The organism is Mesorhizobium sp. WSM4906 (assembly GCF_029674625.1).
In the GTDB taxonomy this organism is placed as follows: Bacteria; Pseudomonadota; Alphaproteobacteria; order Rhizobiales; family Rhizobiaceae; genus Mesorhizobium.
Genome location: NZ_CP121355.1, coordinates 1,989,455 through 2,015,418, shown reverse-complemented (window position 1 = coordinate 2,015,418; position 25,964 = coordinate 1,989,455). Strand labels below are relative to the sequence as shown.

Annotated in this window: 28 protein-coding genes, 1 tRNA gene and 1 riboswitch; of the genes, 21 read left to right on the top strand and 8 right to left on the bottom strand. The window is 64.7% G+C overall.

All coding sequences use genetic code 11. The features are described 5' to 3' along the window. Positions 1-56: 56 nt before the first annotated feature. Positions 57-527: a nucleoside deaminase gene (locus QAZ22_RS09575; protein WP_278206490.1), complete on the top strand. Its 471-nt coding sequence runs from the start codon at positions 57-59 to the stop codon at positions 525-527. A gap of 21 nt (positions 528-548) precedes the next feature. On the opposite strand, the gene QAZ22_RS09570 is transcribed toward QAZ22_RS09575, so the two are convergent. Further along, positions 549-633: transfer RNA gene (locus QAZ22_RS09570), tRNA-Leu, on the bottom strand. Positions 634-935: 302 nt separating this feature from the next. On the opposite strand from QAZ22_RS09570, the gene QAZ22_RS09565 reads away from it, so the two are divergent. Then, positions 936-1,526 carry a YqaA family protein gene (locus tag QAZ22_RS09565; RefSeq protein WP_278206489.1) on the top strand — a complete coding sequence of 197 codons (591 nt, stop codon included), beginning with the start codon at positions 936-938 and terminating at the stop codon, positions 1,524-1,526. Positions 1,527-1,551: 25 nt separating this feature from the next. Continuing rightward, a complete protein-coding gene (locus QAZ22_RS09560; protein ID WP_278206488.1) occupies positions 1,552-2,070 on the top strand; it encodes a disulfide bond formation protein B in 519 nt (172 codons plus the stop codon). Positions 2,071-2,227: 157 nt separating this feature from the next. On the opposite strand, the gene QAZ22_RS09555 is transcribed toward QAZ22_RS09560, so the two are convergent. Together QAZ22_RS09555 and QAZ22_RS09550 are read right to left on the bottom strand one after the other, a co-directional pair. Beyond that, complete coding sequence (locus tag QAZ22_RS09555) at positions 2,228-2,785, bottom strand: HNH endonuclease (protein WP_040970486.1); 558 nt, start codon at positions 2,783-2,785, stop codon at positions 2,228-2,230. A 209-nt stretch (positions 2,786-2,994) separates the two neighbouring features. After that, entirely contained in the window at positions 2,995-3,654 is a 660-nt protein-coding gene (locus tag QAZ22_RS09550) for a DNA-3-methyladenine glycosylase (protein WP_278206486.1), read from the bottom strand. Between the two features lie 80 nt (positions 3,655-3,734). Here QAZ22_RS09550 and gluQRS point away from each other — a divergent pair, with 80 nt between their 5' ends. Then, a complete protein-coding gene (gene gluQRS / locus QAZ22_RS09545) occupies positions 3,735-4,610 on the top strand; it encodes a tRNA glutamyl-Q(34) synthetase GluQRS (RefSeq protein ID WP_278206485.1) in 876 nt (291 codons plus the stop codon). Between the two features lie 20 nt (positions 4,611-4,630). Here the strand turns inward: gluQRS and QAZ22_RS09540 are convergent, their stop codons facing one another. Beyond that, a complete protein-coding gene (locus QAZ22_RS09540) occupies positions 4,631-4,918 on the bottom strand; it encodes a hypothetical protein (protein WP_278206484.1) in 288 nt (95 codons plus the stop codon). Between the two features lie 160 nt (positions 4,919-5,078). Here QAZ22_RS09540 and QAZ22_RS09535 point away from each other — a divergent pair, with 160 nt between their 5' ends. Further along, the gene (locus QAZ22_RS09535; protein WP_278206482.1) at positions 5,079-5,978 is read left to right on the top strand and encodes a DMT family transporter; all 900 of its coding nucleotides are present in this window, start codon (positions 5,079-5,081) and stop codon (positions 5,976-5,978) included. 232 nt (positions 5,979-6,210) lie between these two features. On the opposite strand, the gene QAZ22_RS09530 is transcribed toward QAZ22_RS09535, so the two are convergent. Beyond that, a complete protein-coding gene (locus tag QAZ22_RS09530; RefSeq protein WP_278206481.1) occupies positions 6,211-7,062 on the bottom strand; it encodes a YihY/virulence factor BrkB family protein in 852 nt (283 codons plus the stop codon). 38 nt (positions 7,063-7,100) lie between these two features. On the opposite strand from QAZ22_RS09530, the gene QAZ22_RS09525 reads away from it, so the two are divergent. From QAZ22_RS09525 to QAZ22_RS09495, 7 genes are all read left to right on the top strand, one after another. After that, positions 7,101-7,988, top strand: a complete 888-nt coding sequence (locus QAZ22_RS09525; RefSeq protein ID WP_278206480.1) for an SDR family oxidoreductase — start codon at positions 7,101-7,103, stop codon at positions 7,986-7,988. A 24-nt stretch (positions 7,989-8,012) separates the two neighbouring features. Beyond that, entirely contained in the window at positions 8,013-8,204 is a 192-nt protein-coding gene (locus QAZ22_RS09520; RefSeq protein ID WP_278206479.1) for a twin transmembrane helix small protein, read from the top strand. A 22-nt stretch (positions 8,205-8,226) separates the two neighbouring features. After that, a complete protein-coding gene (locus tag QAZ22_RS09515) occupies positions 8,227-8,808 on the top strand; it encodes a cob(I)yrinic acid a,c-diamide adenosyltransferase (protein ID WP_278206478.1) in 582 nt (193 codons plus the stop codon). A gap of 25 nt (positions 8,809-8,833) precedes the next feature. Continuing rightward, a complete protein-coding gene (locus tag QAZ22_RS09510; protein WP_278206476.1) occupies positions 8,834-9,643 on the top strand; it encodes a rhomboid family intramembrane serine protease in 810 nt (269 codons plus the stop codon). Positions 9,644-9,892: 249 nt separating this feature from the next. Then, complete coding sequence (locus tag QAZ22_RS09505) at positions 9,893-10,642, top strand: electron transfer flavoprotein subunit beta/FixA family protein (protein WP_278206475.1); 750 nt, start codon at positions 9,893-9,895, stop codon at positions 10,640-10,642. A 24-nt stretch (positions 10,643-10,666) separates the two neighbouring features. After that, on the top strand, positions 10,667-11,596 hold the full coding sequence (locus QAZ22_RS09500; protein ID WP_278206474.1) for an electron transfer flavoprotein subunit alpha/FixB family protein: 930 nt from the start codon (positions 10,667-10,669) through the stop codon (positions 11,594-11,596). Between the two features lie 213 nt (positions 11,597-11,809). Beyond that, positions 11,810-12,688, top strand: coding sequence for a 3-hydroxybutyryl-CoA dehydrogenase (locus tag QAZ22_RS09495; RefSeq protein WP_278206472.1), 879 nt, complete (start codon positions 11,810-11,812; stop codon positions 12,686-12,688). A 30-nt stretch (positions 12,689-12,718) separates the two neighbouring features. Here QAZ22_RS09495 and QAZ22_RS09490 read toward each other — a convergent pair whose 3' ends face one another. From QAZ22_RS09490 to QAZ22_RS09480, 3 genes are all read right to left on the bottom strand, one after another. Next, entirely contained in the window at positions 12,719-14,680 is a 1,962-nt protein-coding gene (locus QAZ22_RS09490; RefSeq protein WP_278206471.1) for a PAS domain S-box protein, read from the bottom strand. A gap of 141 nt (positions 14,681-14,821) precedes the next feature. Next, the gene (locus tag QAZ22_RS09485) at positions 14,822-15,460 is read right to left on the bottom strand and encodes an NrsF family protein (protein WP_278206469.1); all 639 of its coding nucleotides are present in this window, start codon (positions 15,458-15,460) and stop codon (positions 14,822-14,824) included. Position 15,461: 1 nt separating this feature from the next. Beyond that, the gene (locus QAZ22_RS09480) at positions 15,462-15,998 is read right to left on the bottom strand and encodes a sigma-70 family RNA polymerase sigma factor (protein ID WP_278206468.1); all 537 of its coding nucleotides are present in this window, start codon (positions 15,996-15,998) and stop codon (positions 15,462-15,464) included. A 302-nt stretch (positions 15,999-16,300) separates the two neighbouring features. Beyond that, positions 16,301-16,416: riboswitch (guanidine-I (ykkC/yxkD leader) on the top strand. 100 nt (positions 16,417-16,516) lie between these two features. Between QAZ22_RS09480 and QAZ22_RS09475 the strand changes: the two genes are divergently transcribed. The 9 genes from QAZ22_RS09475 to QAZ22_RS09435 all read left to right on the top strand — a co-directional run bounded on the left by QAZ22_RS09475 (position 16,517) and on the right by QAZ22_RS09435 (position 25,916). Beyond that, the gene (locus QAZ22_RS09475; protein ID WP_278206467.1) at positions 16,517-17,581 is read left to right on the top strand and encodes a putative urea ABC transporter substrate-binding protein; all 1,065 of its coding nucleotides are present in this window, start codon (positions 16,517-16,519) and stop codon (positions 17,579-17,581) included. A 35-nt stretch (positions 17,582-17,616) separates the two neighbouring features. Beyond that, positions 17,617-18,495, top strand: coding sequence for an ABC transporter permease (locus tag QAZ22_RS09470; protein WP_278206466.1), 879 nt, complete (start codon positions 17,617-17,619; stop codon positions 18,493-18,495). Next, positions 18,492-19,301 carry an ATP-binding cassette domain-containing protein gene (locus tag QAZ22_RS09465; protein WP_278206465.1) on the top strand — a complete coding sequence of 270 codons (810 nt, stop codon included), beginning with the start codon at positions 18,492-18,494 and terminating at the stop codon, positions 19,299-19,301. The genes QAZ22_RS09470 and QAZ22_RS09465 overlap by 4 nt, the downstream gene beginning before the upstream one ends. Positions 19,302-19,313: 12 nt before the next feature. Continuing rightward, a complete protein-coding gene (locus tag QAZ22_RS09460) occupies positions 19,314-20,522 on the top strand; it encodes an agmatinase family protein (RefSeq protein WP_278206464.1) in 1,209 nt (402 codons plus the stop codon). A 2-nt stretch (positions 20,523-20,524) separates the two neighbouring features. Next, positions 20,525-21,061, top strand: coding sequence for a hypothetical protein (locus QAZ22_RS09455; protein WP_278206463.1), 537 nt, complete (start codon positions 20,525-20,527; stop codon positions 21,059-21,061). 56 nt (positions 21,062-21,117) lie between these two features. Further along, on the top strand, positions 21,118-21,702 hold the full coding sequence (locus QAZ22_RS09450) for a HupE/UreJ family protein (RefSeq protein ID WP_278206462.1): 585 nt from the start codon (positions 21,118-21,120) through the stop codon (positions 21,700-21,702). A 391-nt stretch (positions 21,703-22,093) separates the two neighbouring features. Continuing rightward, complete coding sequence (locus QAZ22_RS09445) at positions 22,094-23,101, top strand: iron ABC transporter substrate-binding protein (RefSeq protein ID WP_278206461.1); 1,008 nt, start codon at positions 22,094-22,096, stop codon at positions 23,099-23,101. A gap of 161 nt (positions 23,102-23,262) precedes the next feature. Further along, positions 23,263-24,837, top strand: coding sequence for an iron ABC transporter permease (locus QAZ22_RS09440; protein ID WP_278206460.1), 1,575 nt, complete (start codon positions 23,263-23,265; stop codon positions 24,835-24,837). Further along, positions 24,834-25,916, top strand: a complete 1,083-nt coding sequence (locus QAZ22_RS09435) for an ABC transporter ATP-binding protein (RefSeq protein WP_278206459.1) — start codon at positions 24,834-24,836, stop codon at positions 25,914-25,916. Before QAZ22_RS09440 ends, QAZ22_RS09435 begins: the two co-directional genes overlap by 4 nt. Positions 25,917-25,964 lie beyond the last annotated feature (48 nt).

Genomic DNA, 25,964 nt, shown 5'->3' with positions numbered 1-25,964 from the left:
GTCGAGACAACTTCCCGCCCTTCCCGCGCCGCCTCCCGTGCCTTAATCTGCGCGATATGACGCGCGACCGGATGATCGCCCACCTACTCGCGGCAGATGCCGTTGCCCGCGACGCAGCCGCGCACGGCCATCATCCGTTCGGCGCGGTGCTGGTCGGCCCCGAGGACGCGATCCTCATGCGCCAGGGCAATATCGACACCGTGCATCACGCCGAAACCGAACTTGCGCGGCGCGCGGCGGCAGCCTATTCGCCGGAGTTTCTCTGGACCTGCACGCTGGTCTCGACAGGCGAGCCGTGCGCGATGTGCACCGGAACGCTCTACTGGGCGAATATCGGCCGGCTGGTCTACGGTTTCGAGGAGAGCAAGCTTCTCACGCTGACCGGGGACCATCCCGAAAACCCGACGATGAGCCTGTCCTCGCGCGTTGTGCTCGGTTCCGGGCAGAAGAAGGTCGAGGTTCACGGCCCCTTCCCCGAAATCGAGGACCAGCTTCTCGCTGCCCACCGTGACTTCTGGCGGCGTTAGCCTGGCGACCAAGGCGGTCAATGGTGCCCCTAGCCGGGATCGAACCAGCACTCCTTGCGGAACTCGATTTTGAGTCGAGCGCGTCTACCAATTCCGCCATAGGGGCTCAGGCCGGGCGGCCTGGATGGGCGCGGACTATACGGGCCGAGGGCCTTTCGTCAACTGGCCTGTTGCCGATTTGCCAGCGCCAGCCGCGCCTTACGGTTTCGTGAAGACGCTGCCATTGTGCGGCGCACAAAAACTTTCTAGACAGACGGCGCGCCGAAACGCCTCAGCCGGAAGCGTCTGCTGCGGCGCTTTGGGTTCTTGTCTTCCTGCCTGTCGTTGCCCAAAACCGCTAAGCGCTTCGGGTAGCATGCACTAGAGCAATTCCAGGTCTGGATTGCGTCAACCGCATTAGGAGAGCCGATGCTTCGCGGACTTTACGACTGGACCCTGTCGCTGGCGGCCAGGAAATCGGCCGAATGGTGGCTGGCCTTCATCGCCTTCGTCGAAAGCTCCGTCTTCCTGGTGCCGGCCGACGTGCTCTATCTGCCGATGGCGCTGTCCAGGCCCGACCGCGCCTATCGCTATGCACTGATCGCAACGGTCGCTTCGGTGCTGGGCGGCATCGCCGGATGGTTCATCGGCCATTACGCTTACGAGGCGGTCGCCAAGCCGATCCTCGAATTCTACGGCAAGTATGATGAGTTCGAGGCGCTGCGTACCTCATCCGGCGTCGGCTTCATCATCCTGATGCTGATCACCTCGGGCGCGGCGCATTTGCCGCCGATCAAGGTGGTGACCATCTTGTCGGGCGTCATCGGCGTCAACCTCTTGCTGTTCATCGGGCTTGCGATCGTCGCGCGCGGCGCCCGCTTCCTGCTGCTTGCCTGGCTGCTGCGCCGCTACGGCGAGTCGATCAAGGAGTTCATCGAGAAGCGTTTGGGAACGATTGTCGGTGCCGGCGCCGCTGCCCTGATTTTGCTCTATATCCTCGTCAGATACGCCCACGGGTAACAGCCAAGCGAACGGACCAGGACCGATGACAGCGACCATGAATGCCGACACAGGACGCCAGCGGACTCGGGCCGCGCTGTTTCTCGCGGTTGCCATGGCGGCTACCGTCGGCTCCGCGCTCGCCTTCCAGTACATAGGCGGCTACATCCCCTGCCATCTCTGCCTCGAGCAGCGCACCCCCTATTATATCGGCGCGCCGCTGATGCTGGTCGCGGCGATCGCCTCGATGCTGCGCGCGCCGGCCTGGGTGACGCGCGGGCTGCTGGCGATCGGCGGCCTGCTGATGCTCTACGGCCTCTATCTCGGCGTCTACCATTCCGGCGTCGAATGGGCCTGGTGGAAAGGTCCGGCAGACTGCACCGCCGGCGCCGGCCCGGTCGATACCGGCGGCAAGGGCGTGCTCGACGCGCTCGACAAATTCGTCCCGCCCTCCTGCGACAAGGCAGCGCTTCGCATCCTCGGCCTGTCGCTCGCCGGCTGGAACGCCATCGCCAGCCTTATCCTGGCGACCGTCGCCTTCCGCAGTGCGCTTTCCCGCGACTAGTTTAGGGCGCCGACGCGGGATCGTTCAAAGAATTCGGCAGGCTGAGCCGGATGAAGTGATTTTCGAGAACCGGAGCGGAGCGGACATTTAAGTCCGTGAGCACCGGAAGCGCAGAAAATTGCTTCAGGCGGCCAGCCTCCCGAATTATCGAACGATCTCAAGGTTCCAGTTCGACATCCCAGTACAGATAATCCATCCAGCTTTCATGCAGATGGTTGGGCGGGAACAGGCGGCCGTTGTTGTGCAGGTCGTGCACCGTCGGCTGGTAGGGCTTCTGCAGCGGCCACATCTTGGCCTGCGCCGGCATCATGCCGCCTTTCCTGAGATTGCAGGGCGAGCAGGCGGCCACGACATTCTCCCAGGTCGTCGCCCCGCCGCGATGGCGCGGGATGACATGGTCGAAGGTGAGGTCGTCGGTCGTGCCGCAATACTGGCACTGGAAGCGGTCGCGCAGGAACACGTTGAAGCGGGTGAAGGCCGGGTGCCGCGACGGCTTCACATAGGCCTTGAGGCTCACCACGCTCGGCAGCTTCATCGAAAAGGTCGGCGAGGAGACGGCGTGCTCGTACTCGGCAACGATGTTGACCCGGTCGAGGAAGACGGCCTTGATGGCGTCCTGCCACGACCAGAGCGACAAGGGGTAATAGCTGAGCGGACGGTAGTCCGCATTCAGCACCAGCGCGGGAAGCCCATCCGGAGATACGGCAACCGTCACGTTGTTGGCCTCCTTGGTTCAGCGCGTGACCCCGAAAATCGTATGATTTTCGGAAAGGATCATGCGCCACTTCAAAAGTCCTACAGCGTTTTAGCTCATCCAACCGGATGGCCGGCGCTGTAACCGAACGGCGCGGATACTGTAAGCCCGACATGACAAGGATGTGAAGCGGATTGTCGTTCCGCGAAACGGTCAAAAATGCATGATTTTCATGCTTTTTTGGCCATTTCGACAGGGGGCGCCGCATCCCGGCTCTTCAATTCACGGTAATAGGCCCAGAAAAGCCGCGACGCGACACCCCGCCACGGGCTCCATGATTCGGCCAGCCGAATCAGTGTTTTCTCCGGCGGACGGGGGTCGATGCCCAGCGCATGGCCGACCGCCGTCTGCAGCGCGACGTCGCGGGCGGGGAAGACATCGGGATGGCCGGCGGCGAAAAGCAGATAGCACTCCGCCGTCCAGGGGCCGATGCCGGGCACGGCCGTCATCGCGGCGATCGCCTCGCCGGCGTCGAGCGAGCAGAGGTGATCGAGATCGAGCCCGCCGGCCACGGCTTCGGCGACGGCGATCAACCCGCGCTGCTTCGGCCGCGACAGGCCGGCCTCGCGAAAAATGTCCTCGCCGGCGCAAAGTATCCCTTCCGGCGTCAGCGGGTCGACCAGCCTGGTCAGCCGGCCGAAGATGGCATCGGCGCTGGCGCGGGACACCTGCTGCGAGACGATGATCGAGGCGAGGCTCCCGAATCCCGGCTCCGACAGCCGGAGCGGCACTTCGCCCGCCATGCCGCGCACCTTCTCCAGCCGCGGATCGATGAGGCAGAGCGCGTCCAGCCCTGCTGCAATGTCGTCGAGCGAGGCGATGCGTTGCACGTTGCTTGTTCCCAGATCGGCAATTGATGGCTAACTATCAACCGGCGGAAGCGCCTTTCAACCCGAACGCCGCCTGAGACATGACGCTCCTGACATTTCGCTTTGCGCCGAGCCCCAACGGCGAATTGCATCTCGGCCATGCCTATTCGGCACTGCTCAACCAGCAAATGGCGGCGCGGACGGGCGGGCGGCTCTTGCTGCGCATCGAGGATATCGACATCACCCGCTGCACGCCGGAATTCGAGGCCGGCATATACCGCGACCTGAAATGGCTGGGCCTCGCCTGGCAAGAGCCGGTGCGGCGCCAGTCCGAGCATTTTTCCGAATACAAGGCCGTGCTCGACCGGCTGATCGCCGAGGAACTGGTTTATCCCGCCTTCATGAGCCGGGGCGAGATCCGCGCCTTCATTGCCGAGACCGAGAAACGTGGCCGCGACTGGCCGCGCGACCCCGACGGCGTGCCGCTCTATCCGCCTCTGGACAAGGCCTTGCCGATGAAGGAGCGCAAGCGGCGCATTGCCGACAACATGTCTTTCGCCTGGCGGCTCGACGTCGAAGCCGCCACGGCGCGCATGGCGGGCGCCCTGTCGTGGATCGAATTCACCGACGGGACCATGGCTGCGACGGACACGGTCGAGGCAAGGCCGCAGGCCTGGGGCGACGTCATCGTGGCGCGCCGCGACATCCCGACCAGCTATCATCTTGCCGTGGTGGTCGACGACGCGCTGCAGGGCGTCAGCCATGTCGTGCGCGGCCAGGACCTTTACGCGGCGACCGGCGTGCAGCGCCTGCTCCAGGAATTGCTCGGCCTCCCGGCGCCGCGTTATTTCCACCACCGCCTGATCCTTGGACCGGACGGAAGGAAATTGTCGAAGAGCCTCAAGGACACCGGCCTTGCCGCGCTGAGGCAGGCAGGCGTGTCGCCGCAGGGCGTCAGGCAGCTAATCGGGCTCTAGCTGGGTTTTCGACGCACTGGCTACAGACGAGCCAGCCCGGCCTTGATCAACGCCATCACGCTGATGAACACGAAAGCGCCGCTCAAGCCCCAAGCCACTGCAAGTTTGAGGTCCCTGAAAGTGATGCCGTGCTCGTTGGCGACCATGACGGCAACGAAGAAGCCCAGCGTGAAGAGCAGCGTGTTTCCGGTCGAGCCGAAGCCGTCGTCCTTCATGATGGCATCGAGCGCGGTGCCGAAGAAGAAACCGAAGACGGCGACGGTCGCCACCGCGAACAGCAGCCAGGTCGTACCGAGATGCAAAAGCATGCCTGCCCATGGCGTGCCTAAACGCCATGCCCCTCTGGCACCGTTTGTTGAATTCGAATGAGCTTATGGATCAACCGTTTCGTTTTGCTTGCCGAATTGAACGGCATTAGAGCAATTGCCGTCATTGACTCTTCACCCGCAGCCAGAGCTCCTCCCGAAAATGCACAGCATCAAGCGGTTCATTCCCGCCTCTTTCGTCGTCCTGTGGGCGACCGGCTTCATCGGCGCGCGCTATGCCATGCCGTGGGCGGAGCCTTTCACCTTCCTCGCCATACGCTTCGTGCTGGCGGCGATCCTGTTTGCGGGCTTGACCGTGCTGCTCGGCTCGCGCAGGGCGAGCCGCGAAGAGGCGCTTCACGCGACGATGACCGGCGTTCTCATGCACGGCGTCTATCTGGGCGGCGTGTTCTGGGCGATCCATAGAGGCATGCCAGCCGGACTTTCGGCGCTGATCGTCGGCCTGCAGCCGCTGATCACGGCGGTGCTTGCCGGCAAATTCCTCGGCGAGGCGATCCTGCCGCGCCATTGGGCGGGCCTCGCCGTCGGGCTTTTGGGCGTCGTCATCGTGCTCTGGCCGAAGCTCGGCATGATCGGCGGCGGCGTCAACGCGGCGACGCTGACGGCCTCGCTGATCTCGGTGCTCGGCATGGCCGCCGGAACGATCTGGCAGAAGCGCTTCGCCTCCGGCGGCGACCTCGTCTCGGCGACGATGTGGCAGTATGTCGGCGGCTCGATCGTGACGATCCTCGGGTCGCTCGCCTTCGAGACGCACACGATCACCATCAACGGCGAGCTCGTCTTCGCCATGGCCTGGCTGGTCCTGGTGCTGTCGGTCGGCGCCATCTTCCTGTTGATGGTGATGATCAGGGACGGCGAGATGTCGAAGGTCGCCTCGCTGTTCTACCTGGTGCCGGCCGTCACCGCGGTCATCGCCTGGGCCCTGTTCGGCGAAGCGCTCAATGCGCTGCAGATCGCCGGCATGGCGATAGCCACGCTGGGCGTCGCCCTGGCGACGGCGCGGCAGACGAAGGGAAGGGGAACTGAGGAATTGAGGAGTTGAGGAGTTGAGGAACTGAGGAGTTGAGGAACTGAGGAATTGAGGAACTGAGGAACTGAGGAATTGAGGAACTGAGGAACTGAGGAATTGAGGAATTGAGGAATTGAGGAATTGAGGAATTGAGGAATTGAGGAATTGAGAGGGGAACATACCGCCGGCTATTGTCGCCCTTTTTCTTCAGTTCTTCAGTTCTTCAGTTCAGTTCTTCAGCTCTTCAGTTCCTCAGTTCGCGAGCTCAGCCAACTCTCGCGCGCGCTTCGAGATACCGGCTGATCGAAGCGTTGAGCTCGCCGCCGAGGATGAAGATGGCCGAGATCATGTAGAGGAAGACCACCGCGATCATGATGGAGGCGAGCCCCGCATAGGTCGTCACATAGGACGAGAAGTGGTCGAGATAGATGGCGAAGATGGTCGAACCGGCCAGCCAGGCGATCAGCGTGAAGACGATGCCGGGAATGATCGAGACGAAGCGGCGCTTGCCGGCCGGCAGCCAGATATGCACGGCGAAAAGGCCGATGACGATGACCGTCGAGGCGATGACGTAGCGCCATATCGTGATCGTGCCCATATAGGGCTTGATCCATTCAAACTGCGCCTCGGCCAGCCGCGCCAGCAGCGGCGCGAACACCAGAAGCACGCTGATGGCGAGAAAACAGGCCGTCGCGATCAAGACGAAGATGATGCTCTGCACCCGGCGGTAGATGATGCCGCGCGTCTCGGCGACCCGGTAGGCGCGGTTGAGAGAGGTGCGCAGCGCCTCGATGCCGTTCGAGGCGAAGTAGGCGGCCAAAAGCACGCCGTAGGTCAGAAGGTCGGTGCGCCGCACGGTGAGCACGTTCTGCACCTCGCGCGCGATCGGCTTGGCGATCTGCTCCGGCCAGGTGTCGAACACCAGATGCACGGCCGTGTCGGCGAACGCGCGCGCGCCGAGGAAGCTGGCCAGCGTGGTGGCGAAGATCAGGAACGGAAACAGCGCCATCAGCGAGGTGATCGCCAGATGGCTGGCCATCGCCCAGCCGTCGTCCGTCGTGAAATGGCCGATCGCATCGTAGAGCACGCGCTTGACGGCGACGATATTCCTGAGCAAGGACCGGCGCTCCGCTCGATTGTGTCGACGCCGCGAATATGGGAAGTGATTGCGGCAAATGGCAACCCCGGGGTCAGACAACGTTGCCCACTGCTCAACAGTTGCGCAGCATCATCGTCACCGGCGCCTCCTCAGGCATCGGCGCCTATTGCGCGCGGGCGTTGCAGGCGGAAGGCTGGCGCGTGTTCGCCACGGCGCGCAAGCCGGCCGACATCGCCGCTCTCGAGGCCGATGGCATCGAGGCCTTCTATCTCGACTATCGTGAGCCGGAATCCATCGCCGCGCTGGCCGATGCCGCGCTGGAGCGCACGGGCGGCACGCTTGGCGCGCTGTTCAACAACGGCGCCTACGCGCAGCCCGGCGCCGTCGAGGACCTGCCGGTGGAGGCGCTGCGCGAGCAGTTCGAGGCCAATTTCTTCGGCTGGCATGATCTGACGCGGCGCATCGTGCCGGTCATGCGCCGCCAGGGCCACGGCCGCCTCGTCCACTGCTCCTCGATCCTGGGGCTCGCTCCGGTCCGCTTTCGCGGCGCCTACTCGGCGTCGAAACATGCCCTCGAAGGCCTGATGCTGTGCATGCGCCAGGAACTCGAAGGCAGCGGCATCCACCTTTCGCTGATCGAGCCGGGGCCGGTGACCTCGAAGATCGCCAGCAACGGCCTGGCGTGGTTCCTGAAGAACATCGACATCGAGCACTCCGCCCACCGCGCCGACTACAAGGCACAGCTTGCACGGCTGCAGGCCGGCGGCAGCGTCTCGCGGCTGAAGCCGGGACCGGAGGTGGTCCACGCCGCCTTGCGCCACGCGCTTCTGTCACAGCGCCCACGCCCGCACTATGTGGTAACGGTGCCGGCCAAGATCGGCGTGGTGCTCAAACGCATCCTGCCGGCATCAGCACTCTACCGCGTGCTCGCCAGGCGCGCCTGACCGAAACCGAACTGGAGCCAGCTCATGGCAACCGTCTTCAAAATCCTCGCCCTGATCGTCATGGCCGCCGTAGTCGTCGTGCTGATCCGCGGCCTCGTCAACATGATGCGCGGCGGCTCCGGCGTGACCTCCAACAAGCTGATGCAGGCGCGCGTTCTGCTGCAGGCCGTGGCCCTGGCGCTGATCCTGCTGGTCGTCTGGCTCACTCGCAAATGACGTTCGCCGGAAGGAGAACGACGTGGTCAAGCTCAACAAGATCTATACCCGCACCGGCGACGACGGCACCACCGGTCTCGGCAGCGGCGAGCGGCGGCTGAAATCCGACCTGCGCGTCGAGGCCTATGGCACGGTGGACGAGGCCAATGCCTGCATCGGCATGGCGCGCCTGCACACCGGAGCGGATCATCCTGCGATCGACGCCATGCTTTCGCGCATCCAGAACGACCTTTTCGACCTCGGCGCCGATCTGGCGGTGCCGGACGAGGGCAAGCCGCTCGACTACGAGCCGCTGCGCATCGTCGCCGCGCAGACCGAGCGCGTCGAAAAGGACATCGATCTTCTCAACAAGCACCTGCAGCCACTGAAGTCCTTCGTGCTGAATGGCGGCACGCCGGCGGCAGCCGCCCTGCATTTGGCGCGCACGGTGGCGCGACGCGCCGAGCGCATCATGGTGGCGCTGGCGCAGGACCCGGCCGAGCATGTCAACCGCGAAGCACTGAAATACATCAACCGCGCCTCGGACTTCCTGTTCGTCGCCGCCCGCGCGGTCAATGACAATGGAAATGCCGACGTGCTATGGGTTCCCGGCAAGAACCGCTGACAATCAGGTATGGCGGGAGGGTCCGATGTTCATCCCGCTCTATGACACCAACAGGCTGCGCCATATCCGGCTGCAATATGTGACGATCGGCCTGATCGTCGTGAACGCGCTGGTTTATTTCGCGACCACGCTCGGAGGCGAAAACTTCACCAACGCCGCGGTGCTTGGCCTCGGCTTCATCCCTTCGGTGGTCCACGACAAGGTCGAGCTGTCGCCCGAATTCGTCGTCATTCCCGAAAGCCTCAGCTATCTCACCTATTCCTTCCTGCATGCCGACATCTTCCACCTCGGCGGCAACATGCTGTTCCTGTGGGTGTTCGGCGACAATGTCGAGGACGCGCTCGGCCATATCCGCTACCTGATCTTCTACCTCGCTTGCGCGGCGGCGGGTGCTTTCGTTCAAGGGTTGGTTGGCTGGGATTCGCAGGTGCCGCTGATCGGTGCCTCCGGCGCCATCGCCGGCGTGGTCGCCGCCTATCTGATCCTCTATCCGCGGGTTAAGGTCTGGGTATTGGCCTTTGCGCGCATTCCTCTGCGCATTCCCGCCTTCATCCCGCTCATCCTCTGGATACTGTTCCAGATCGTGATGTTTGCCGCCGGCGGCGAGGACCAGATTTCCTGGGCCTGCCATATCGGCGGCATCGTCGCCGGCTCCGTTCTTGTTCTGGTGCTGCGCAGCCGCGGCGTGCCGCTGCTTGCCGGCGCCGACGGCGAGCCGGACCCCACGCCGAATGTCCAGCAGGTGCCTGTTCCGACAGAGTCAGGGGCAACACCCGAAACCCCGGCGCAGCCGGCGCCGCAATGGGGCCGCGGCGCTGCGTCGCCTCGGGATTGAACCGATTTGAGTGCGTCGTGCATATTGACGCGCCGGATTGCCGCCACTACGGAAACGCCACCCCGGGCATGATCCCGAAACGCGGGAACCGGTTTTCGGGAAAGATTATGCACAATTGAAAGATCGGGGTGGAACAGGTTCTTGGCGGTCGAAGGCCAGAATTCCGCCCGGAATGTCGGCTTTCGACAACTCTGACAAGGCGCACACTGCTATAGCGCGCCCGACTATCTCAGGAGAGGTGACAGGAAAATGAAGATCCTTGTGCCCGTGAAGCGGGTTGTGGATGCGAACGTCAAGGTCCGGGTCAAGGCCGACGGACTGGGCGTCGAGCTCGCCAACGTCAAGATGGCGATGAACCCGTTCGACGAGATCGCGGTCGAGGAAGCGATCCGCATCAAGGAAGCCGGCAAGGCGGAAGAGATCATCGTCGTTTCGATCGGTCCGCAGCAGGCGCAGGAGACGCTCCGCACCGCGCTCGCCATGGGCGCCGACCGCGCCATCCTGGTCAAGACCGACGAGCAGACCGAGCCGCTCGGCGTCGCCAAGGTGCTGAAGGGCGTGGTCGAGGCCGAGAAGCCGGGCCTCGTCATCCTCGGCAAGCAGGCGATCGACGACGATTCGAACCAGACCGGCCAGATGCTGGCCGCACTCCTCGGCTGGTCGCAGGGCACCTTCGCCTCCAAGGTGGAGCTTGCCGGCGACAAGGCCAAGGTGACGCGCGAAGTCGACGGCGGCCTGCAGACGGTGGAGCTGAAGATGCCGGCGATCGTCACCGCCGACCTTCGCCTCAACCAGCCGCGCTATGCCTCGCTGCCCAACATCATGAAGGCCAAGAAGAAACCGCTCGACGAGAAGAGCCCGGCCGACTACGGCGCCGACGTCAAGCCGCGTCTTAAGGTCGTCAAGACCGAGGAGCCGGGCGGCCGCAAGGCGGGCGTCAAGGTCAAGAGCGTCGCCGAGCTGGTCGAGAAGCTCAAGAACGAAGCCGGCGTGCTCTGAAGCGGTCAGGAAAGGAACAGGAAAATGGCAATTCTCCTCATCGCCGAACACGACAACGCAACCCTTTCCGACCAGACCGCCAAGGCGCTGTCGGCGGCCCTCCAGATCGGCTCGGACGTCGACGTGCTGGTTGCCGGCAAGGGCGCCAAGGCCGCCGCCGACGCCGCCGCCAAGCTGAAAGGTGTTCGCAAGGTGCTGCTGGCCGAAGCCGACGAGCTTTCCGAGCGTCTCGCCGAACCGCTGGCCGCGCTCGTTGTGTCGCTCGCCGGCTCTTACGACGCGATCGTCGCGCCGGCCACCTCGGCCGGCAAGAACGTCGCGCCGCGCGTCGCGGCCCTGCTCGACGTCGCGCAGGTGTCCGAGATCATCGAGGTGGTCTCGCCCGACACCTTCAAGCGGCCGATCTATGCCGGCAACGCCATCCAGACGGTACAGTCGACCGACGCCAAGAAGGTGATCACCGTCCGCACCGCCTCCTTCTCGGCCGCGCCCGAGGGTGGTTCGGCCTCGGTCGAGACGGTCGGCGCCGCGGCCAATCCCGGCCTCTCCTCCTTCGTCGAGAACAAGCTCTCCGAGAACGACCGTCCGGAGCTGACCTCGGCCAAGATCATCATCTCTGGCGGCCGTGCGCTGGGCTCGTCGGAGAAGTTCCAGGAAGTCATACTGCCCGTCGCCGACAAGCTCGGCGCCGCCGTTGGCGCGTCCCGCGCGGCGGTCGACGCCGGCTATGCCCCGAACGACTGGCAGGTCGGCCAGACCGGCAAGGTGGTCGCTCCCGACCTCTACATCGCCGTCGGCATTTCCGGCGCCATCCAGCACCTTGCCGGCATGAAGGATTCGAAGGTCATCGTCGCCATCAACAAGGACGAGGAGGCACCGATCTTCCAGGTTGCCGACTACGGCCTCGTCGGCGATCTCTTCGTCATCTTGCCGGAGCTGCAAAAGGCGCTTTGACGCCTTCTGCTTAGGCATATTAAAATCCGAAGGGTGGGGTAGACGAAGTCGCCCCGCCCTTTTAGTTTGCACTGCACAAAAAGCAGGCCGCTTAAGGCTCAGGCAATTCCAGGAAAAGTGCGTAGCGGCTTTTCGGAGTTGCGACAAACAAAGAGAGAGGAGCGTTTCCGTGCTTCGAAGAAGCGGAAGTGCTCGAGACGGGATGGGGTAGGTATGAGCAAGATCGAGACGATCGGCATTGTCGGCGCGGGTCAAATGGGTGGCGGCATCGCCCATGTCTCGGCGCTGGCCGGCTACAAGGTCCTGATCCACGACCTGTCGCTAGACCGGATCGAGAAGGGCATCGCCACCATCAGCGGCAACATGGCCCGCCAGGTCGGTTCCGGGAAGCTCGAGGAAAAGGCGCGCAACGAGGCGATGGCGCGCATCTCGGCGGCTTCCGCCATGGCCGATCTCGCCGCTGCCGACCTCGTGATCGAGGCTGCGACCGAGGACGAGACGGTCAAGCGCAAGATCTACGCCCAGCTATGCCCGCAGCTCAATCCGGAAGCCATCCTGGCGACCAACACCTCGTCGATCTCGATCACCCGGCTCGCCGCGCAAACCGACCGGCCGGAGCGTTTCATCGGGATACATTTCATGAACCCGGTGCCGGTGATGAAGCTGGTCGAGCTGGTGCGCGGCATCGCCACCGAGGACAAGACCTTCGAAGCGGCCAAGGCCTTCGTCAACCACCTCGACAAGACGATCACCGTCTCCGAGGATTTCCCGGCCTTCATCGTCAACCGCATCCTGCTGCCGATGATCAACGAGGCGATCTACACGCTCTATGAGGGCGTCGGCACTGTCGACGCCATCGACACCGCCATGCGGCTCGGCGCCAACCATCCGATGGGTCCGTTGCAGCTTGCCGACTTCATCGGCCTCGATACCTGCCTGTCGATCATGCAGGTGCTGCATGAGGGCCTGTCGGACTCGAAATACCGTCCCTGCCCGCTGCTGGTGAAATATGTCGAGGCCGGCTGGCTGGGTCGCAAGACCGGACGCGGCTTCTACGACTATCGCGGAGACCATCCGGTGCCGACGCGCTGAACCCGGCGATTGAACGCCCTCCCGCGGCTTTCAGGATGCTGCGGCAAGCGGCAGAGGCGTCGCCCCGGCCTTCGAGACTTCGTCCGGTGCTGCCGAAACGCAGCCGCGGCCGGCCGCCTTGGCGGCATAACAGGCGGCGTCGGCACGGGCGATGATCTCGTCCACCTCGCCGCAGCCGGCGCGGATCGGTGCGAGCCCGATGCTGGCGCCGATCGAATGGGCACGGCCGTCCCAGCTGAAGTTCAGGTTGCGGATAGCATCGATGATGGAGCGCGCCGCGATCGCCGCCCGCGCCGGCGCGCCTGACCCCAGAACGACCGCGAACTCATCGCCGCCGAGACGGGCGACGATGTCCTCGGGCCCAAGCACGTTGCGGATCGCATCGGCCACGCGCTTCAGCAGCGCGTCGCCCGCCGCGTGACCGCCGGTGTCGTTGACCGCCTTGAAATGATCGAGGTCGACGAACATGAACTGGTGCTCGCCGCCGCCGAGGCGGCACTGATCGACCAGCTCCTCCATCGTGCGTATGAAGCTCGAACGGTTGGCGAGCCCGGTCAGCGCGTCGTGGGCTGCGGCGTAAGCCAGCTGGCGCTGCAGGGCGCGCGCATCGGTGAAATCCTGGAAGACGATGACCAGCCCGCAGAAATCGTTGCGGTCGTTCATGATCGGCGACACGACCTGGCGGATGCTGCAGCGAGTTTCATCGCGCCGGATGAGAACGGCGCGGGTATTCTGGTCGCTGTCATGGCGATCGGCTGCCGAAGGTCGCGTCAAGCCGATCCTCTGCCCTGTTTCCTCGTCGACCGGCCAATAGACATGGCCAAGCACCCTGCCCAGTGCCTCGCCGGCGGCGACGCCGGTCAGTTTTTCGGCGACCGGGTTCATGAAGGTGACGCGATTGGCGGCATCGGTGCAGATGACCGCGTCGCCGATCGACTGCAGCGTCACCCTGAGCCGTTCCTTTTCGTCGGCCAGCATCGCCGCGGAAACCTTGAGGCGTTCCTCGGCTTCCTTGCGCTGGGTGATGTCGGTCAGGCTGCCGATGGCGCGTATCAGCCGGCCCTCGCCGTCGCGTTCGATCGCCTTGCCGCGATCGAGGATCCAGACCCAGCGGCCGTCCTTGTGGCGCATCCTGAACTCGGCCTCGAAGAAAGGCGTCTCGCCGGCAAGGTGCGCCCGATCCGCCTCGGCGACAAGCTCGCGGTCGTCCGGGTGGATCATCGTCAGCCAGCGGTCGGGGTCGCCGTCGAGCTCGCCATCGGCATAACCCAGCATCCTCACCCAGGTTTCGGAATAGGTCGTGCCGCCCTTGCGCATATCCAGGCTCCAGACGCCCTGTCCGGCGCTGGTCAGCGCGAAGTTCCAACGCGTCTCCGCCTCTGCGATGCGCGCTTCGGCCTGCTTGCGCGCATCGATGTCCTCGATCTGCGACACGAGATAGAGAGGGCGGCCCGTCACCTCTTCGCGGATGACCGAGCCGGCAAGCTGCGCCCACACCGGGGTGCCGTCCTTGCGCAGATACCGCTTCTCGAAATGGAAGGAATGGATCTTGCCTTCCTTCAGGCTCGTCATCGTCTCACGGCCGATCTGCAGATCGTCGGGATGCGTGATCTGGAAGAAGGTCAGCGCCTCGATTTCCGCGCGGGTGTATCCGAGCATGTCGGCGAAGGCGGGATTGGCCTGAACGATGCGGCCATCGAGGCCGACAATGGCGACGCCGATCGCCGAATCCTCCATGGCCCGGCGGAAGCGTTGCTCGCTCTCGGCAATCTGCCGGCGGTCGTCGATGATCTTGCGGATGAACAGCGCCGAGACAAACAGCGTGACCGCCGTGACGGCGACGGATATCTGCAGGCAGACCTTCAGCGCGTCCGAGCCGAGTTCCAGCGCCGGCAACAGGATCGATGCAGTAAGGGCAACGAGCCCTGCTGCCATCAAGACGGGCACGGCGCGCTTGCCGGCCCGCGGACCTTTCCAACTCAACCACGCCACAAATGCGATCCCACCCAATGCGCCGCTGCGCGTTGCCGCAACCCTGGCGGATCGATTTTAAGGAATGGTTGCATGAGCGGCGGCGGCTACTCCGCTAACCGGCAAACAATTGCCGGTATGATTAAGGATCGGTGTGCAACCCTACCAGCGGACGAAAAACCGCCCGCCAAGCGCGCCGAGCGCGGTGAGGAAGGCAATCGCGATCGTATACCAGGTGGCGACGAACAGCGGCGAATCGTCGAAGCAATGCGCGGCATAGAAGGTCGCCGCCAATCCGCCCGCCAAAAGGCCCGCGACCGCGCCGGCCAGCACCGGCCGGGTCGGCGCGCCGTAGCGCAGCATGCCGAGGAAGATCGCCAGGGGGCCGATGCCGATCAGCGGGATGAAGCTCATGCAGATCATCCAGTTGGAGCCCACGAGCCGCCTGCCCCATTCGGCCTCGGGCACGACGAAAAGCTCCAGGATCACCGCGATCACGACGAGCACGGGGGCGGCGGCCATCCAGAGCTTTGCCCGCCTGCTCGCCGCACCGGGCGTCGACAGCGCCCGGATCAAGGCGAACGCACTGGCGGTGAGCGCCAGGGTGAAGACGAACTTCGACATGAAGCGCATCGTATGCATGGCCGGCATGATGTCCGGGCGTGGGCCGATGGTCATGAAAAAGACCGCCGCCGCGACCGCCACCGCCACGCCGACGGCCAGCCACCAGGCCCTGCCAAGCGGCATCGCCTTGTTGCGGGCATCGGCGTCCAGCGCCTTGATGAGATCCTCGGTTCTCATGTCATTGTCGTCCGAACCTTTTGGCGATCGCGGCAAGGCCGCGATGCAGCGAAACGCGCACCGCCGTCTCGCTGATGCCGAGCTTGGCCGCCGTTTCGCCGATCGAGTGGCCGTCGACCGAGATCGAGGAAACCACCGAGCGCTGCGAAGGCGGCAGGCCGTCGAGCGCCCGGTTTATGTCGCGCTCGCTGACCGTCTCCGCCTCCGGCTCGGCGAAGGTCTCGGCGATCTCGTCGATCTCGACCTCGATGCGACGGCCCCGCCTGCGGAAGGCATCGATCAGCTTGAAGCGGGCGATTGCGTAGACCCACGGCAGGACCGGAGCGTCCTCGCGCCAGGTATGCCGTTTCACATGAATGGCCAGCAAGGTTTCCTGCACGACATCCTCGGGGTCGACCCCGCCCTGAACGATCTTGCGCCGGACGAAGCCGCGAACGAGAGCGGCTATCCGGTGCAGAAAGTCGGCATAAGCCCTTTCGTCTCCCGCGATCGCGGCCCTGAGCAGCCGGGAAAGTTCGGCTTCGTCCTTGCCGGTCACAAGAAGTTTACCCCCGATGTTCGCGTCTCGGCCCCGGTTTGTTACGTGGCCGGCGAAATAATGTCCAAGCCAAAGTGCCGGAAAATCACGAAAGTTTGCGACGACCGCCGCGCCTTTTAAGTTTCGCGAAAAGGCGCGGCCCATGCAGCATCCGAGACGGTCGCACGACACGATACTGCTTATTTCGGCGGCGCTGCGATGATTTTTGCGCCATAGGCATGCCGCGGTCGGCTTCGGAACCCGGGAAAACAGCCTCGGGCCGGTGCTCTTCAAATTGGCATGGCCCTTGCTTCGTAACTGGCGTGCAGAGCGTCTAGGGTTCCGGCCGTGTCTATCACGGTGCTGGTCCGAGAGACGCAACCGCCAGGGATGCATTGAGGCATCCGGCGGAACACGGCGGGCCAAAATCCCGGGAGAACCCTGCACGGGTTTGCTGGCGCGAACCTCTCCCGGATGCGCGCTCCGTGAACCCCCAACAAAAGTCCGGACGCAATCCGGACCGCAAAAAGGGGTACGCAATGCTTCGCAAGCTGGCTGCAATCATCCTGGCCGCGTCACTCAGCCTTCCCTTGATCCCGGCCGCGCAAGCGGCGCCCAAGAAAGACTTCAAGATCTGCTGGTCGATCTATGTCGGCTGGATGCCATGGGGCTATCTCGCCGACAGCGGCATCATGAAGAAATGGGCTGACAAATATGGCATCAACGTCGAGATCACCCGCATCAACGATTATGTCGAAAGCATCAACCAGTACACTGCCGGCGGCTTCGACGGTTGCTCGATGACCAATATGGACGCGTTGTCGATCCCCGCCGGAGGCGGCGTCGACACCACCGCGCTGATCGTCGGCGACTTCTCCAACGGCAACGATGCCGTCATCCTCAAGGACAAGACCGCGCTCAAGGACATTGCCGGCCAGAAGGTCAACCTCGTCGAGCTCTCGGTCTCGCACTACTTGCTGGCGCGCGCGTTGGATACGGTCGGGCTCGCCGAGAAGGACATCACCGTGGTCAACACCTCCGATGCCGACATGGTCGCCGCCTATGGCACCGGCGACGTCACCTCGGTCGTCACCTGGAATCCGCTGGTCTCAGAGATCGTCGCCATGCCGGGCGCTCACAAGGTGTTCGATTCGACGCAGATCCCCGGCGAGATCATCGACCTGATGGTCGTCAACACCGCGACGCTGAAGGACAATCCGGCTCTCGGCAAGGCGCTCGTCGGCGCATGGTACGAAGCGATGGCCCTGATGACCTCCGGCACGCCCGAAGGCAAAGCGGCCAAGCAAGAGATGGCCAAGGCGTCCGGCACCGATCTTGCCGGCTTCGATGCTCAGCTCGCGTCGACGGCGATGTTCTTCGAGCCGGCCAAGGCGGTCGAGTTCACCAAGGGCGCCGAACTGCCCAAGACGATGGATCTCGTCCGCAACTTCCTGTTCAGCCACGGCATTCTGGGCACCAATGCACCCACTGTCGACGTGATCGGCATGAGCTTCCCCGACGGCTCGACGCTGGGCGATGCCGGAAACGTCAAGCTGCGGTTCGACCCGGCCTTCATGGCGGAGGCGGCGGCCGGAACGCTCTAGGACCCATCGTCATGCTGGCCAGAGGAACCGGTGCCATGCAAGCCGGGGCGGGCGCGAACACAGCCAGCCCGCCCCCCAGCGTGCCGAAGACGCGGCTTCGCCTGATCAACGCCACGGTCTCGCGTGGCGGAGCGGTGTTGCTTGGCGCGCTGCCCTTCGCGGCCGTTGCCGTGGCCTATCTGTCCGCTTCGGCGCAACGGCTGGCCGTCAACGCCAATGACAAGCTGCTGCCCTCCCCGGCACAGATGTGGTCGGCGTTCTTCGATTTGGCGACCGTGCCGGACAAGCGCTCCGGCGACCTGATCCTGTGGGCCGACACTTATGCCAGCCTGGTCAGGCTGTTCGCGGGCGTCGGCTTGGCGACGCTGGTGGCGCTCTTGCTTGGCGTCGCCATCGGCTTCATCCCGCGCGTCAGGGCGTTTCTCCTGCCCTTCGTCACCGTTGTCTGCGTCATCCCGCCCTTGGCGCTGTTGCCGATCCTGTTCATCGCGCTCGGCCTCGGCGAAACGGCCAAGATCACCTTGATCGCCATTGGCGTGGCGCCGGTCATGGTGCGCGACATCGCCAACCGGGTCATAGAACTGCCACCCGAGCTCATCGCCAAGGCACAGACGCTCGGCGGCAACAGCTGGACCATGGTTCTGAGGCTGGTGCTGCCGCAAACCATGCCGCGCCTCATCACCTGCGTGCGGCTGGCGCTCGGACCGGCCTGGCTGTTTCTGATCGCGGCGGAGGCCATCGCCTCGACCGAGGGGCTGGGCTACCGCATCTTCCTCGTTCGGCGCTACCTGTCGATGGACGTCATCCTGCCCTACGTCGTCTGGATAACGCTGCTCGCCGTCGCCACCGACTGGCTGCTCGCGCGGCTCTCGCACATGGTTTCCCCCTGGGCTCATCCGGGGTCGGGCAAATGAGCCGCATCGTCGTCCACGGCCTGGAAAAGAGCTACGGCGATGCCCGCGTGCTGGAGCGCGTGAGCGTCACCGCCGAGCCCGGCGAATTCCTGTCGCTGGTCGGCGCCAGCGGCTGCGGAAAATCGACCTTCCTGCGCATCCTGCTCGGCCAGGAGCAGCAGAGCGGCGGCGTGGTCGTCATCGGAGACCGGCCGATCGTGCCGGAACCGACGCCGCAGCGCGGCATCGTCTTCCAGCGCTACTCGGTGTTTCCGCATCTGACCGCGCTGCAGAATCTGCTGCTGGTCGAGGACTTCCGCTCCGGCGGACCTTTCGGCCGCGTCTTTGGCGCCAGGCGCAGAAGCGCGCGGCAGGAGGCCGAAACCATGCTGGAGCGCGTCGGCCTCGCTCATGCGCGCGACCTCTATCCGGCATCGCTCTCCGGCGGCATGCAGCAGCGGCTGGCGATTGCCCAGACCCTGCTCGGCCGGCCGCAGATCCTGCTTCTCGATGAGCCGTTCGGGGCGCTCGATCCGGGCATCCGCGTCGAGATGCACGAATTGCTTACCGAGCTGTGGAACGAGCACGGCATGACCGTGGTCATGGTCACCCATGACATCGGCGAGGCCTTCAAGCTTGGTACCCGCGTGCTTGTCTTCGACAAGGTGCGCCACGATCCCCAGTTTCCGTCCGCCTACGGCGCGACGATCACCTACGATCTGAAGCTCGACCGCAAGAGCCGGGCTTCCGCACGAGACGTGGCCGAAGTGGCCGCGATGGTCGGGACGACCCGACTGGACAGCGCAATCGCGACGACGGCGTCGTAACGGAGGTTTTTCATGCACAGAGACATTCCAGCGCGCCCGCACCGCCGGGCCGGACTGTTTGATCGCCAGCCGCGCCAGCGCCTGCATCATCCCAACTTCGAGATCCGCGACACACAGGGCTGGAAGTCGATCGAGGCGGAAGGAAAGCTGCCCGAGGACGGCTGGCGCAAGGAACAGCAATGGGCGCTGGACATGGGCCTGCCCGGATCGGATTCGATCACCGACAAGTCAATCCCGACCTTCGCGCGCGGCGAGCTGCCGCATTTCGCCGGCATCAACACCTTCCTCAAGGCGCCCTATGTCGAGAATGTCCGCGATGTCGGCCGATACGACGCTGCCGTCATGGGCATTCCCTTCGACAGCGGCACCACCTACCGTCCGGGAACCCGTTTCGGGCCGCAGGGCATCCGTCGCATCTCGGCACTCTACACGCCTTACAACTACGAGCTGGGCGTCGACCTGCGCGAGCAGATGACGCTGTGCGACGCTGGCGACGTCTTCACCATTCCGGCCAATCTCGAAAAGAGCTTCGACCAGATCACCAAGGGCGTCAGCCATGTCGCTTCCTCGGGCGCGCTGCCGATCATGCTGGGCGGCGATCATTCGATCGGGTTTCCTTGCGTGCGCGGCATCGCCGACGTCACCTCGAAACGTATCGGCATCATCCATTTTGACCGCCATATCGATATCCAAGAAAAGGATCTCGACGAGCGCATGCACACCACGCCCTGGTATTGGGCGACCAACCTGCCGAACGTCTCGGCCACCAATCTGGTGCAGCTTGGCATCGGCGGCTGGCAGGTGCCCCGCTATGGCGTGGCAGAGGCCAGGAAGCGCGGCACCAACGTGCTGACGATTTCGGACATCGAGCAGATGGGCCTGGAGAAGACGGCGGAGATCGCGCTCGAACTGGCGTGGAAGGACGCAGACGCCGTCTATATTTCCTTCGACGTCGACAGCGTCGACTGTGGTTTCGTGCCAGGCACGGGCTGGCCCGAGCCCGGCGGCTTCCTGCCGCGCGAGGCGCTGAAGCTGCTCGGGCTGGTCTCGGCGCCCGGCATTTGCGGGCTGGAAGTGGTCGAGGTTTCGCCGCCATACGACACCTCGGACATCACCGCGCTGTTCGGTGTGCGGGTCGTCGTCGAGGCGCTCGGCTCGATGGTCGCCCATGGCACGCTGGGCAAGCACAAATCCATCATCGACAAGCCGGCGAGCTTTTGACGATGCACGATGATCAACATCACCACGGCCACGATCATGGCGAAGGCCACCACCATCACGGCCCGACCGGCCACCATCACCATCCGCACGCCGTCGGCCACAACGGGCCGGCCGGCAAGCCGTTGCAGTGGCAGACGCCGCATTTGCCGCGCGAGCATGCGCCCGAGCCGGCCGACCCGCGCGCGACCGATCTCGATCTCGTTGAGACAGCCTTTCTCGACGGGTTCGCGCGGGCACCCGATCCATCCAGTTTTCTGCGGCTCGCTGGCATTCCGTTCCTCGGCGAAACCACCGACGGCCGGCGGCTGCACCTGCTGCGGGTCGAGACGCAGGATATCGTCGATGTCGGCGCCGTGATGCCGCTGATCGGTGGCGCCGGCGTGACCTACAACCCGCTGCCCGCGAAGCTGACGTCACACCGGCGCCGCCTGGCATTCGTCTACCATGACGGCAATGGCCAGCGGCCTCTCGATTTCAGCGAGGCACGACTTCTGATCGACAGGTCCGCGGCGGCCGAAATCGCTATGCCCGGACAGTGAACACCGGTTTTGACCCGGATCCTCCCCTCTCAGACAGGTTCAGACCGATGAACAGAATGCTTTCGATTCTCACCAGGCTTGCTCCGGCGGCCGCGGCCGCTCTCACACCGTCACTGGCCTTCGCTCACAGCGGGGGCTTTCATGTCCACGGCCTTCTGAGCGGCCTTCAACACCCGCTGGCCGGCATCGACCATCTGCTTGCGATGCTGTCGGTCGGCATCATTGCGGCGCGAACCGGCGGCAGGGCCGCCATCCTCGTGCCGGCGTGTTTCGTGGCGGCGATGGTCGCGGGGGCCACGCTTGGGATCGCCGGTATCGGCTTGCCGTCGCTGGAGACTGGGATCGCGCTGTCGCTGATGTTTTTCGGCGCCATGGTCGCGCTCGCCCGGCCGTTTCCGCTTGCCTTCGCCGCAACGCTGATGGCGCTCTTCGGCCTCTTCCACGGCAACGCCCATGGTCTTGAGATTCCGGAGACGGTCGGTGGCATGGCCTATGCGATCGGCTTCCTCGCCAGCACCTCGGCTTTGCACGCGACCGGAGTGCTGGCCGCTCTGACGTTGCGGAGCCGGCCGGCGGCCATCCGCGCGGCAGGGATCGGCACCTCGCTGGTCGGAGTGGCGCTGGCCGCGCAGCTCACCTGAACCGGCGGCTCAAGGATCGCACGAACGAGAGGCGGAGCCATGCCCAGGCCATTGACGATCTGGCGGCGCATTCGAGAGCTGCTGTACCAGATCCTGAAGGTACGAGCCGAACGGCTCTGACACATTCGCCCGGCGACCGCGTCGCGCGGGACCCGATATTGCGGGCCCCGTGCGGCCGGAGGTTGTTCGGCTTGAAACAACGAATGGCCATCGGGGACCGCCAGCGCTCCGCAGGTTCCGTGACACCCCAATCACATGGCATTGTCCAGTGGCGCCGGCTTTCACGCCCCCGCGACGGAATGAGCCACCTTCACAATGTTGACTACCGCTATCAGGTATTGATAGGTGCAGTCGCCTCCCGGGGCGGATCACGAAGATCAAGGACCATGCCATGAAATATGCTCTTTCCACCCTTGCCGGTGCTGTTGCATTGACAGCCAGCCTGGTCGTCGCGCCGGCCCTGGCCGAGAATGCAGGCATCATCGTCTACAACGCCCAGCATGAGAGCCTCGCCAAGGAATGGGCGAAGGGCTTCACCAAGGAAACCGGCATCAAGGTTACGCTGCGCAATGGCGGCGACAGCGATTTTTCCAACCAGATCGTCGCCGAGGGTGCTGCATCGCCGGCCGATGTGTTCCTGACCGAGAATTCGCCCGCCATGGCGCTGGTCGAGGCGGCCGGCCTGTTCGCGCCGGTCGACGCCGACACGCTGGCCCAGGTTCCGCAGGAATACCAGCCCTCGAGCGGCAAGTGGGTGGGCGTCGCCGCCCGCAGCACCGTCTTTGCCTACAACAAGGACAAGCTCAAGGAAGACCAGTTGCCCAAGTCCCTGCTCGACCTCGCCGATCCGAGCTGGAAGGGCCGTTGGGCCGCTTCGCCGTCCGGTGCCGACTTCCAGGCCATCGTCAGCGCCCTGCTTGAGCTCAAGGGCGAGGCCGCGACCGCCGACTGGCTGAAGGCGATGAAGGAGAACTCCACCGCCTACAAGGGCAACAGCACGGTGATGAAGGCGGTCAATGCCGGCGAGATCGATGGCGGCGTGATCTACCACTATTACTATTTCGGTGACCAGGCAAAGACCGGCGAGAACAGCAAGAGCGTCGGCCTGCACTATTTCAAGAACCAGGATCCGGGCGCGTTCGTCTCGATCTCCGGCGGCGGCGTTCTGGCCTCGAGCAAGCATCCGAAGGAAGCACAGGCCTTCTTGAAATGGGTCACCGGCAAGGGCGGCCAGGAGGTCTTGAAGACCGGCACATCCTATGAATACGCGGTCGGCAAGGGCGAGGAGTCCAACCCGAAGCTGGTACCGCTCACCGACCTGCAGGCGCCGAAAGTCGACCCGGTGAAGTTGAACTCCAAGAAGGTCGTCGATCTGATGACGCAAGCCGGCTTGCTTTAGTTCGCGTTCGTCCTAAAAGGACAACCGACCGTGCTCCTGCGGGAATTCGCATTCCGCGGGGGCGCTTTTGTTTTGGAGATGGCCTCGTCGATGACGATCATCTGCGTTCCCGGCCGCATCGGCGGTCCATCACATAGCTTCAAGGCGGCACATTCCTTCTGATGGCGTCCGCGATCCACCTCACGCGTCCAGGCCTGCCGGCTGCCGCAAGGCAGAGCCGGCGGTCCGCGTCATGGATCACGCTTGCCGCCGCCCTCGTTTCGCTGATCGCGCTGCTGCCGCTCGCCTTCATCGTCTGGACAGCGATCCAGACCGGCTGGGGAACGGTGCTGGCACTGATCTTCCGGCCGCGTGTCGGCGAGCTCCTGGTCAATACCATCCTGCTCGTCGTCGTGTCGGTGCCGGTCGCCATCGTGCTGTCGGTGGCGCTCGCCTGGCTGACCGAGCGCAGCGACCTGCCCGGCAACCGGCTGTGGTCGTGGCTGTCGGTGGCGCCGCTCGCCATACCTGCTTTCGTCCATAGCTACGCCTGGATCAGTCTCGTGCCCGGCCTGCACGGGCTCTGGGCCGGCGTGCTGGTCTCCGTCATCGCCTATTTTCCATTCCTCTACCTGCCGATAGCCGCGGCGCTGCGCCGCCTCGACCCGGCGCTGGAGGATGCGGCGGCCGCCCTTGGCCTCGGCCCGTGGCGCGTTTTCGCGCGTGTCGTGCTGCCGCAATTGAGGCTGGCCATCTGCGGCGGCTCGCTGCTGGTCGGCCTGCATCTGCTTGCCGAATACGGCCTCTATGTCTTCATCCGCTTCGACACCTTCACCACGGCGATCGTCGACCAGTTCCAGTCGACCTTCAACGGCCCGGCGGCCAACATGCTGGCCGCCGTGCTGGTCGCCTGCTGTTTCGTGCTGCTGGCCGTGGAGGTGATCGTGCGCGGCGAGGAGCGCTATGCGCGCGTCGGCTCCGGCGCGGCGCGCCAGCAGCAGCGTGTCCGGCTCGGCCACGCCACACTGCCTTGCCTGCTGCTGCCCGCCATCACCGCGCTGCTCACGCTCGGCGTGCCCTTCGTCACCGTCGGCCGCTGGCTGCTCGCCGGCGGCGCCGACATCTGGCGCTGGGACGAAATCGGCCTGGCGCTCGGCCAGACGCTGTTCCTCGCCGTCGCCGGCGCGCTGCTTGCCACCATTGCCGCGATGCCTATGGCCTGGATCTCGATCCGCGCGCCTGGCCCGTTGCAGCGCCTGCTCGAGAGCTGCAACTACATCGTCGGATCGTTGCCCGGCGTCGTCATAGCGCTGGCGCTGGTGACCATCACCGTGCGCATCGCGCTGCCGCTTTACCAGACGCTCTTCACCATCCTTTTCGGCTATGCCCTGATGTTCCTGCCGCGCGCGCTGGTCAGCCTGCGCGCCTCGATCGCGCAGGCGCCGGTGGAGCTCGAGCGCGCCGCCTCCAGTCTCGGCCGGCCGCCGCTCAGGGCGCTGTGGGCGACGACGATCCGGCTGTCTGCGCCGGGCGCGGCGGCCGGCATGGCGATGGTGGCGCTCGGCATCACCAACGAATTGACCGCCACCCAGATGCTGGCGCCGAACGGCACCCGCACGCTGGCGATGGCTTTCTGGTCCTACAGCGGCGAGATCGACTACGCCTCCGCCGCGCCTTACGCCTTGATCATGGTCGCGATGTCGCTGCCGATGACCTTGATGCTCTACGTCCAGTCGAAGCGGATGGCCGGACGATGAGCTTCCTCGAACTCAACGACGTGGCGAAATATTACGGCAAGGTGGCCGCGCTCGCCGGCGTCGACCTTACCGTCGAGAGCGGCAGCCGCACCGCGATCGTCGGGCCGTCCGGCTGCGGCAAGACCACCTTGCTCAGGCTGATCGCCGGCTTCGAAGCGCCGGATCGCGGCCGCATCGCGCTCGACGGCAAGGTGCTCGCCAATGGCGGCGCAGCCGTGCCGGCGCATCGCCGCGGCATCGGCGTGGTGGCACAGGACGGCGCGCTGTTCCCGCATCTCACCATCGCCGACAATATCGGTTTCGGCATGGCGCGCGGCGAGGACAAGCGCATGGAGCGCATCGTCGAGCTCGCCTATATCGTTGGCCTCGACAAGGCGGTCGTCAAGCGCCGGCCGCACGAGCTCTCCGGCGGCCAGCAGCAGCGCGTCGCACTTGCCCGCGCCATGGCCATGAAGCCGCGGCTGATGCTGCTCGACGAGCCGTTCTCGGCGCTGGACACCGGCTTGCGCGCATCCATGCGCAAGGCAGTTGCCGAGCTTCTGGAAGAGGCAGGCATCACCACCATCCTGGTCACCCATGACCAGGCCGAGGCACTGTCATTCGCCAGCCAGGTGGCCGTCATGCGCGACGGCCTGTTCTCGCAGGTCGGCACGCCGCGCGAGCTCTATTTCCAGCCCAAGGACAGGATGGTTGCCGAGTTCCTCGGCGATGCCATAATCGTGCCGGCCAAGATCGCAGACGGCTTTGCCATCTCGCCGCTCGGCCGCATCGCGGTCGACACGGCCGAGCGGCGCGACGTCGCCCGCATCATGCTCAGGCCCGAGCAGGTGCTGCTCAAACGAACTTCGCGCGAGGGCATGTCGGGAACGCCGGACATGCTGTTCGGCGAAGTGACGGGGTCCGAATTCGCCGGCTCTGTCTGCACAATCGCGGTGCGGCTGCTCAACAGCCCCGACCCGCCGGATGCGGCGGCCATCGGCAACACGCCGCTCATCCTGCGCAAGACGGGCATGGACGCGCCGGCGATCGGCGAGATCGTGCGCCTCACCGTCATCGGCAAGGCGCACGTGTTTGCTTGAACTCCACCTTGAAATAATGCGTTTCTGCATTATTTTTAGCTTTTGGAG

Coding starts and splice junctions, on each gene's coding strand:
- QAZ22_RS09495 (WP_278206472.1), top strand. CDS start 11,810: ATGAGCAAGATCGAGACGATCGGCATTGTCGGCGCGGGTCAAATGGGT.
- QAZ22_RS09505 (WP_278206475.1), top strand. CDS start 9,893: ATGAAGATCCTTGTGCCCGTGAAGCGGGTTGTGGATGCGAACGTCAAG.
- QAZ22_RS09535 (WP_278206482.1), top strand. CDS start 5,079: ATGCACAGCATCAAGCGGTTCATTCCCGCCTCTTTCGTCGTCCTGTGG.
- QAZ22_RS09445 (WP_278206461.1), top strand. CDS start 22,094: ATGAAATATGCTCTTTCCACCCTTGCCGGTGCTGTTGCATTGACAGCC.
- gluQRS (WP_278206485.1), top strand. CDS start 3,735: ATGACGCTCCTGACATTTCGCTTTGCGCCGAGCCCCAACGGCGAATTG.
- QAZ22_RS09560 (WP_278206488.1), top strand. CDS start 1,552: ATGACAGCGACCATGAATGCCGACACAGGACGCCAGCGGACTCGGGCC.
- QAZ22_RS09520 (WP_278206479.1), top strand. CDS start 8,013: ATGGCAACCGTCTTCAAAATCCTCGCCCTGATCGTCATGGCCGCCGTA.
- QAZ22_RS09500 (WP_278206474.1), top strand. CDS start 10,667: ATGGCAATTCTCCTCATCGCCGAACACGACAACGCAACCCTTTCCGAC.
- QAZ22_RS09565 (WP_278206489.1), top strand. CDS start 936: ATGCTTCGCGGACTTTACGACTGGACCCTGTCGCTGGCGGCCAGGAAA.
- QAZ22_RS09540 (WP_278206484.1), bottom strand. CDS start 4,918: ATGCTTTTGCATCTCGGTACGACCTGGCTGCTGTTCGCGGTGGCGACC.
- QAZ22_RS09455 (WP_278206463.1), top strand. CDS start 20,525: ATGCACGATGATCAACATCACCACGGCCACGATCATGGCGAAGGCCAC.
- QAZ22_RS09460 (WP_278206464.1), top strand. CDS start 19,314: ATGCACAGAGACATTCCAGCGCGCCCGCACCGCCGGGCCGGACTGTTT.
- QAZ22_RS09465 (WP_278206465.1), top strand. CDS start 18,492: ATGAGCCGCATCGTCGTCCACGGCCTGGAAAAGAGCTACGGCGATGCC.
- QAZ22_RS09525 (WP_278206480.1), top strand. CDS start 7,101: ATGGGAAGTGATTGCGGCAAATGGCAACCCCGGGGTCAGACAACGTTG.
- QAZ22_RS09435 (WP_278206459.1), top strand. CDS start 24,834: ATGAGCTTCCTCGAACTCAACGACGTGGCGAAATATTACGGCAAGGTG.
- QAZ22_RS09575 (WP_278206490.1), top strand. CDS start 57: ATGACGCGCGACCGGATGATCGCCCACCTACTCGCGGCAGATGCCGTT.
- QAZ22_RS09485 (WP_278206469.1), bottom strand. CDS start 15,460: ATGAGAACCGAGGATCTCATCAAGGCGCTGGACGCCGATGCCCGCAAC.
- QAZ22_RS09470 (WP_278206466.1), top strand. CDS start 17,617: ATGCAAGCCGGGGCGGGCGCGAACACAGCCAGCCCGCCCCCCAGCGTG.
- QAZ22_RS09475 (WP_278206467.1), top strand. CDS start 16,517: ATGCTTCGCAAGCTGGCTGCAATCATCCTGGCCGCGTCACTCAGCCTT.
- QAZ22_RS09510 (WP_278206476.1), top strand. CDS start 8,834: ATGTTCATCCCGCTCTATGACACCAACAGGCTGCGCCATATCCGGCTG.
- QAZ22_RS09450 (WP_278206462.1), top strand. CDS start 21,118: ATGCTTTCGATTCTCACCAGGCTTGCTCCGGCGGCCGCGGCCGCTCTC.
- QAZ22_RS09440 (WP_278206460.1), top strand. CDS start 23,263: ATGGCGTCCGCGATCCACCTCACGCGTCCAGGCCTGCCGGCTGCCGCA.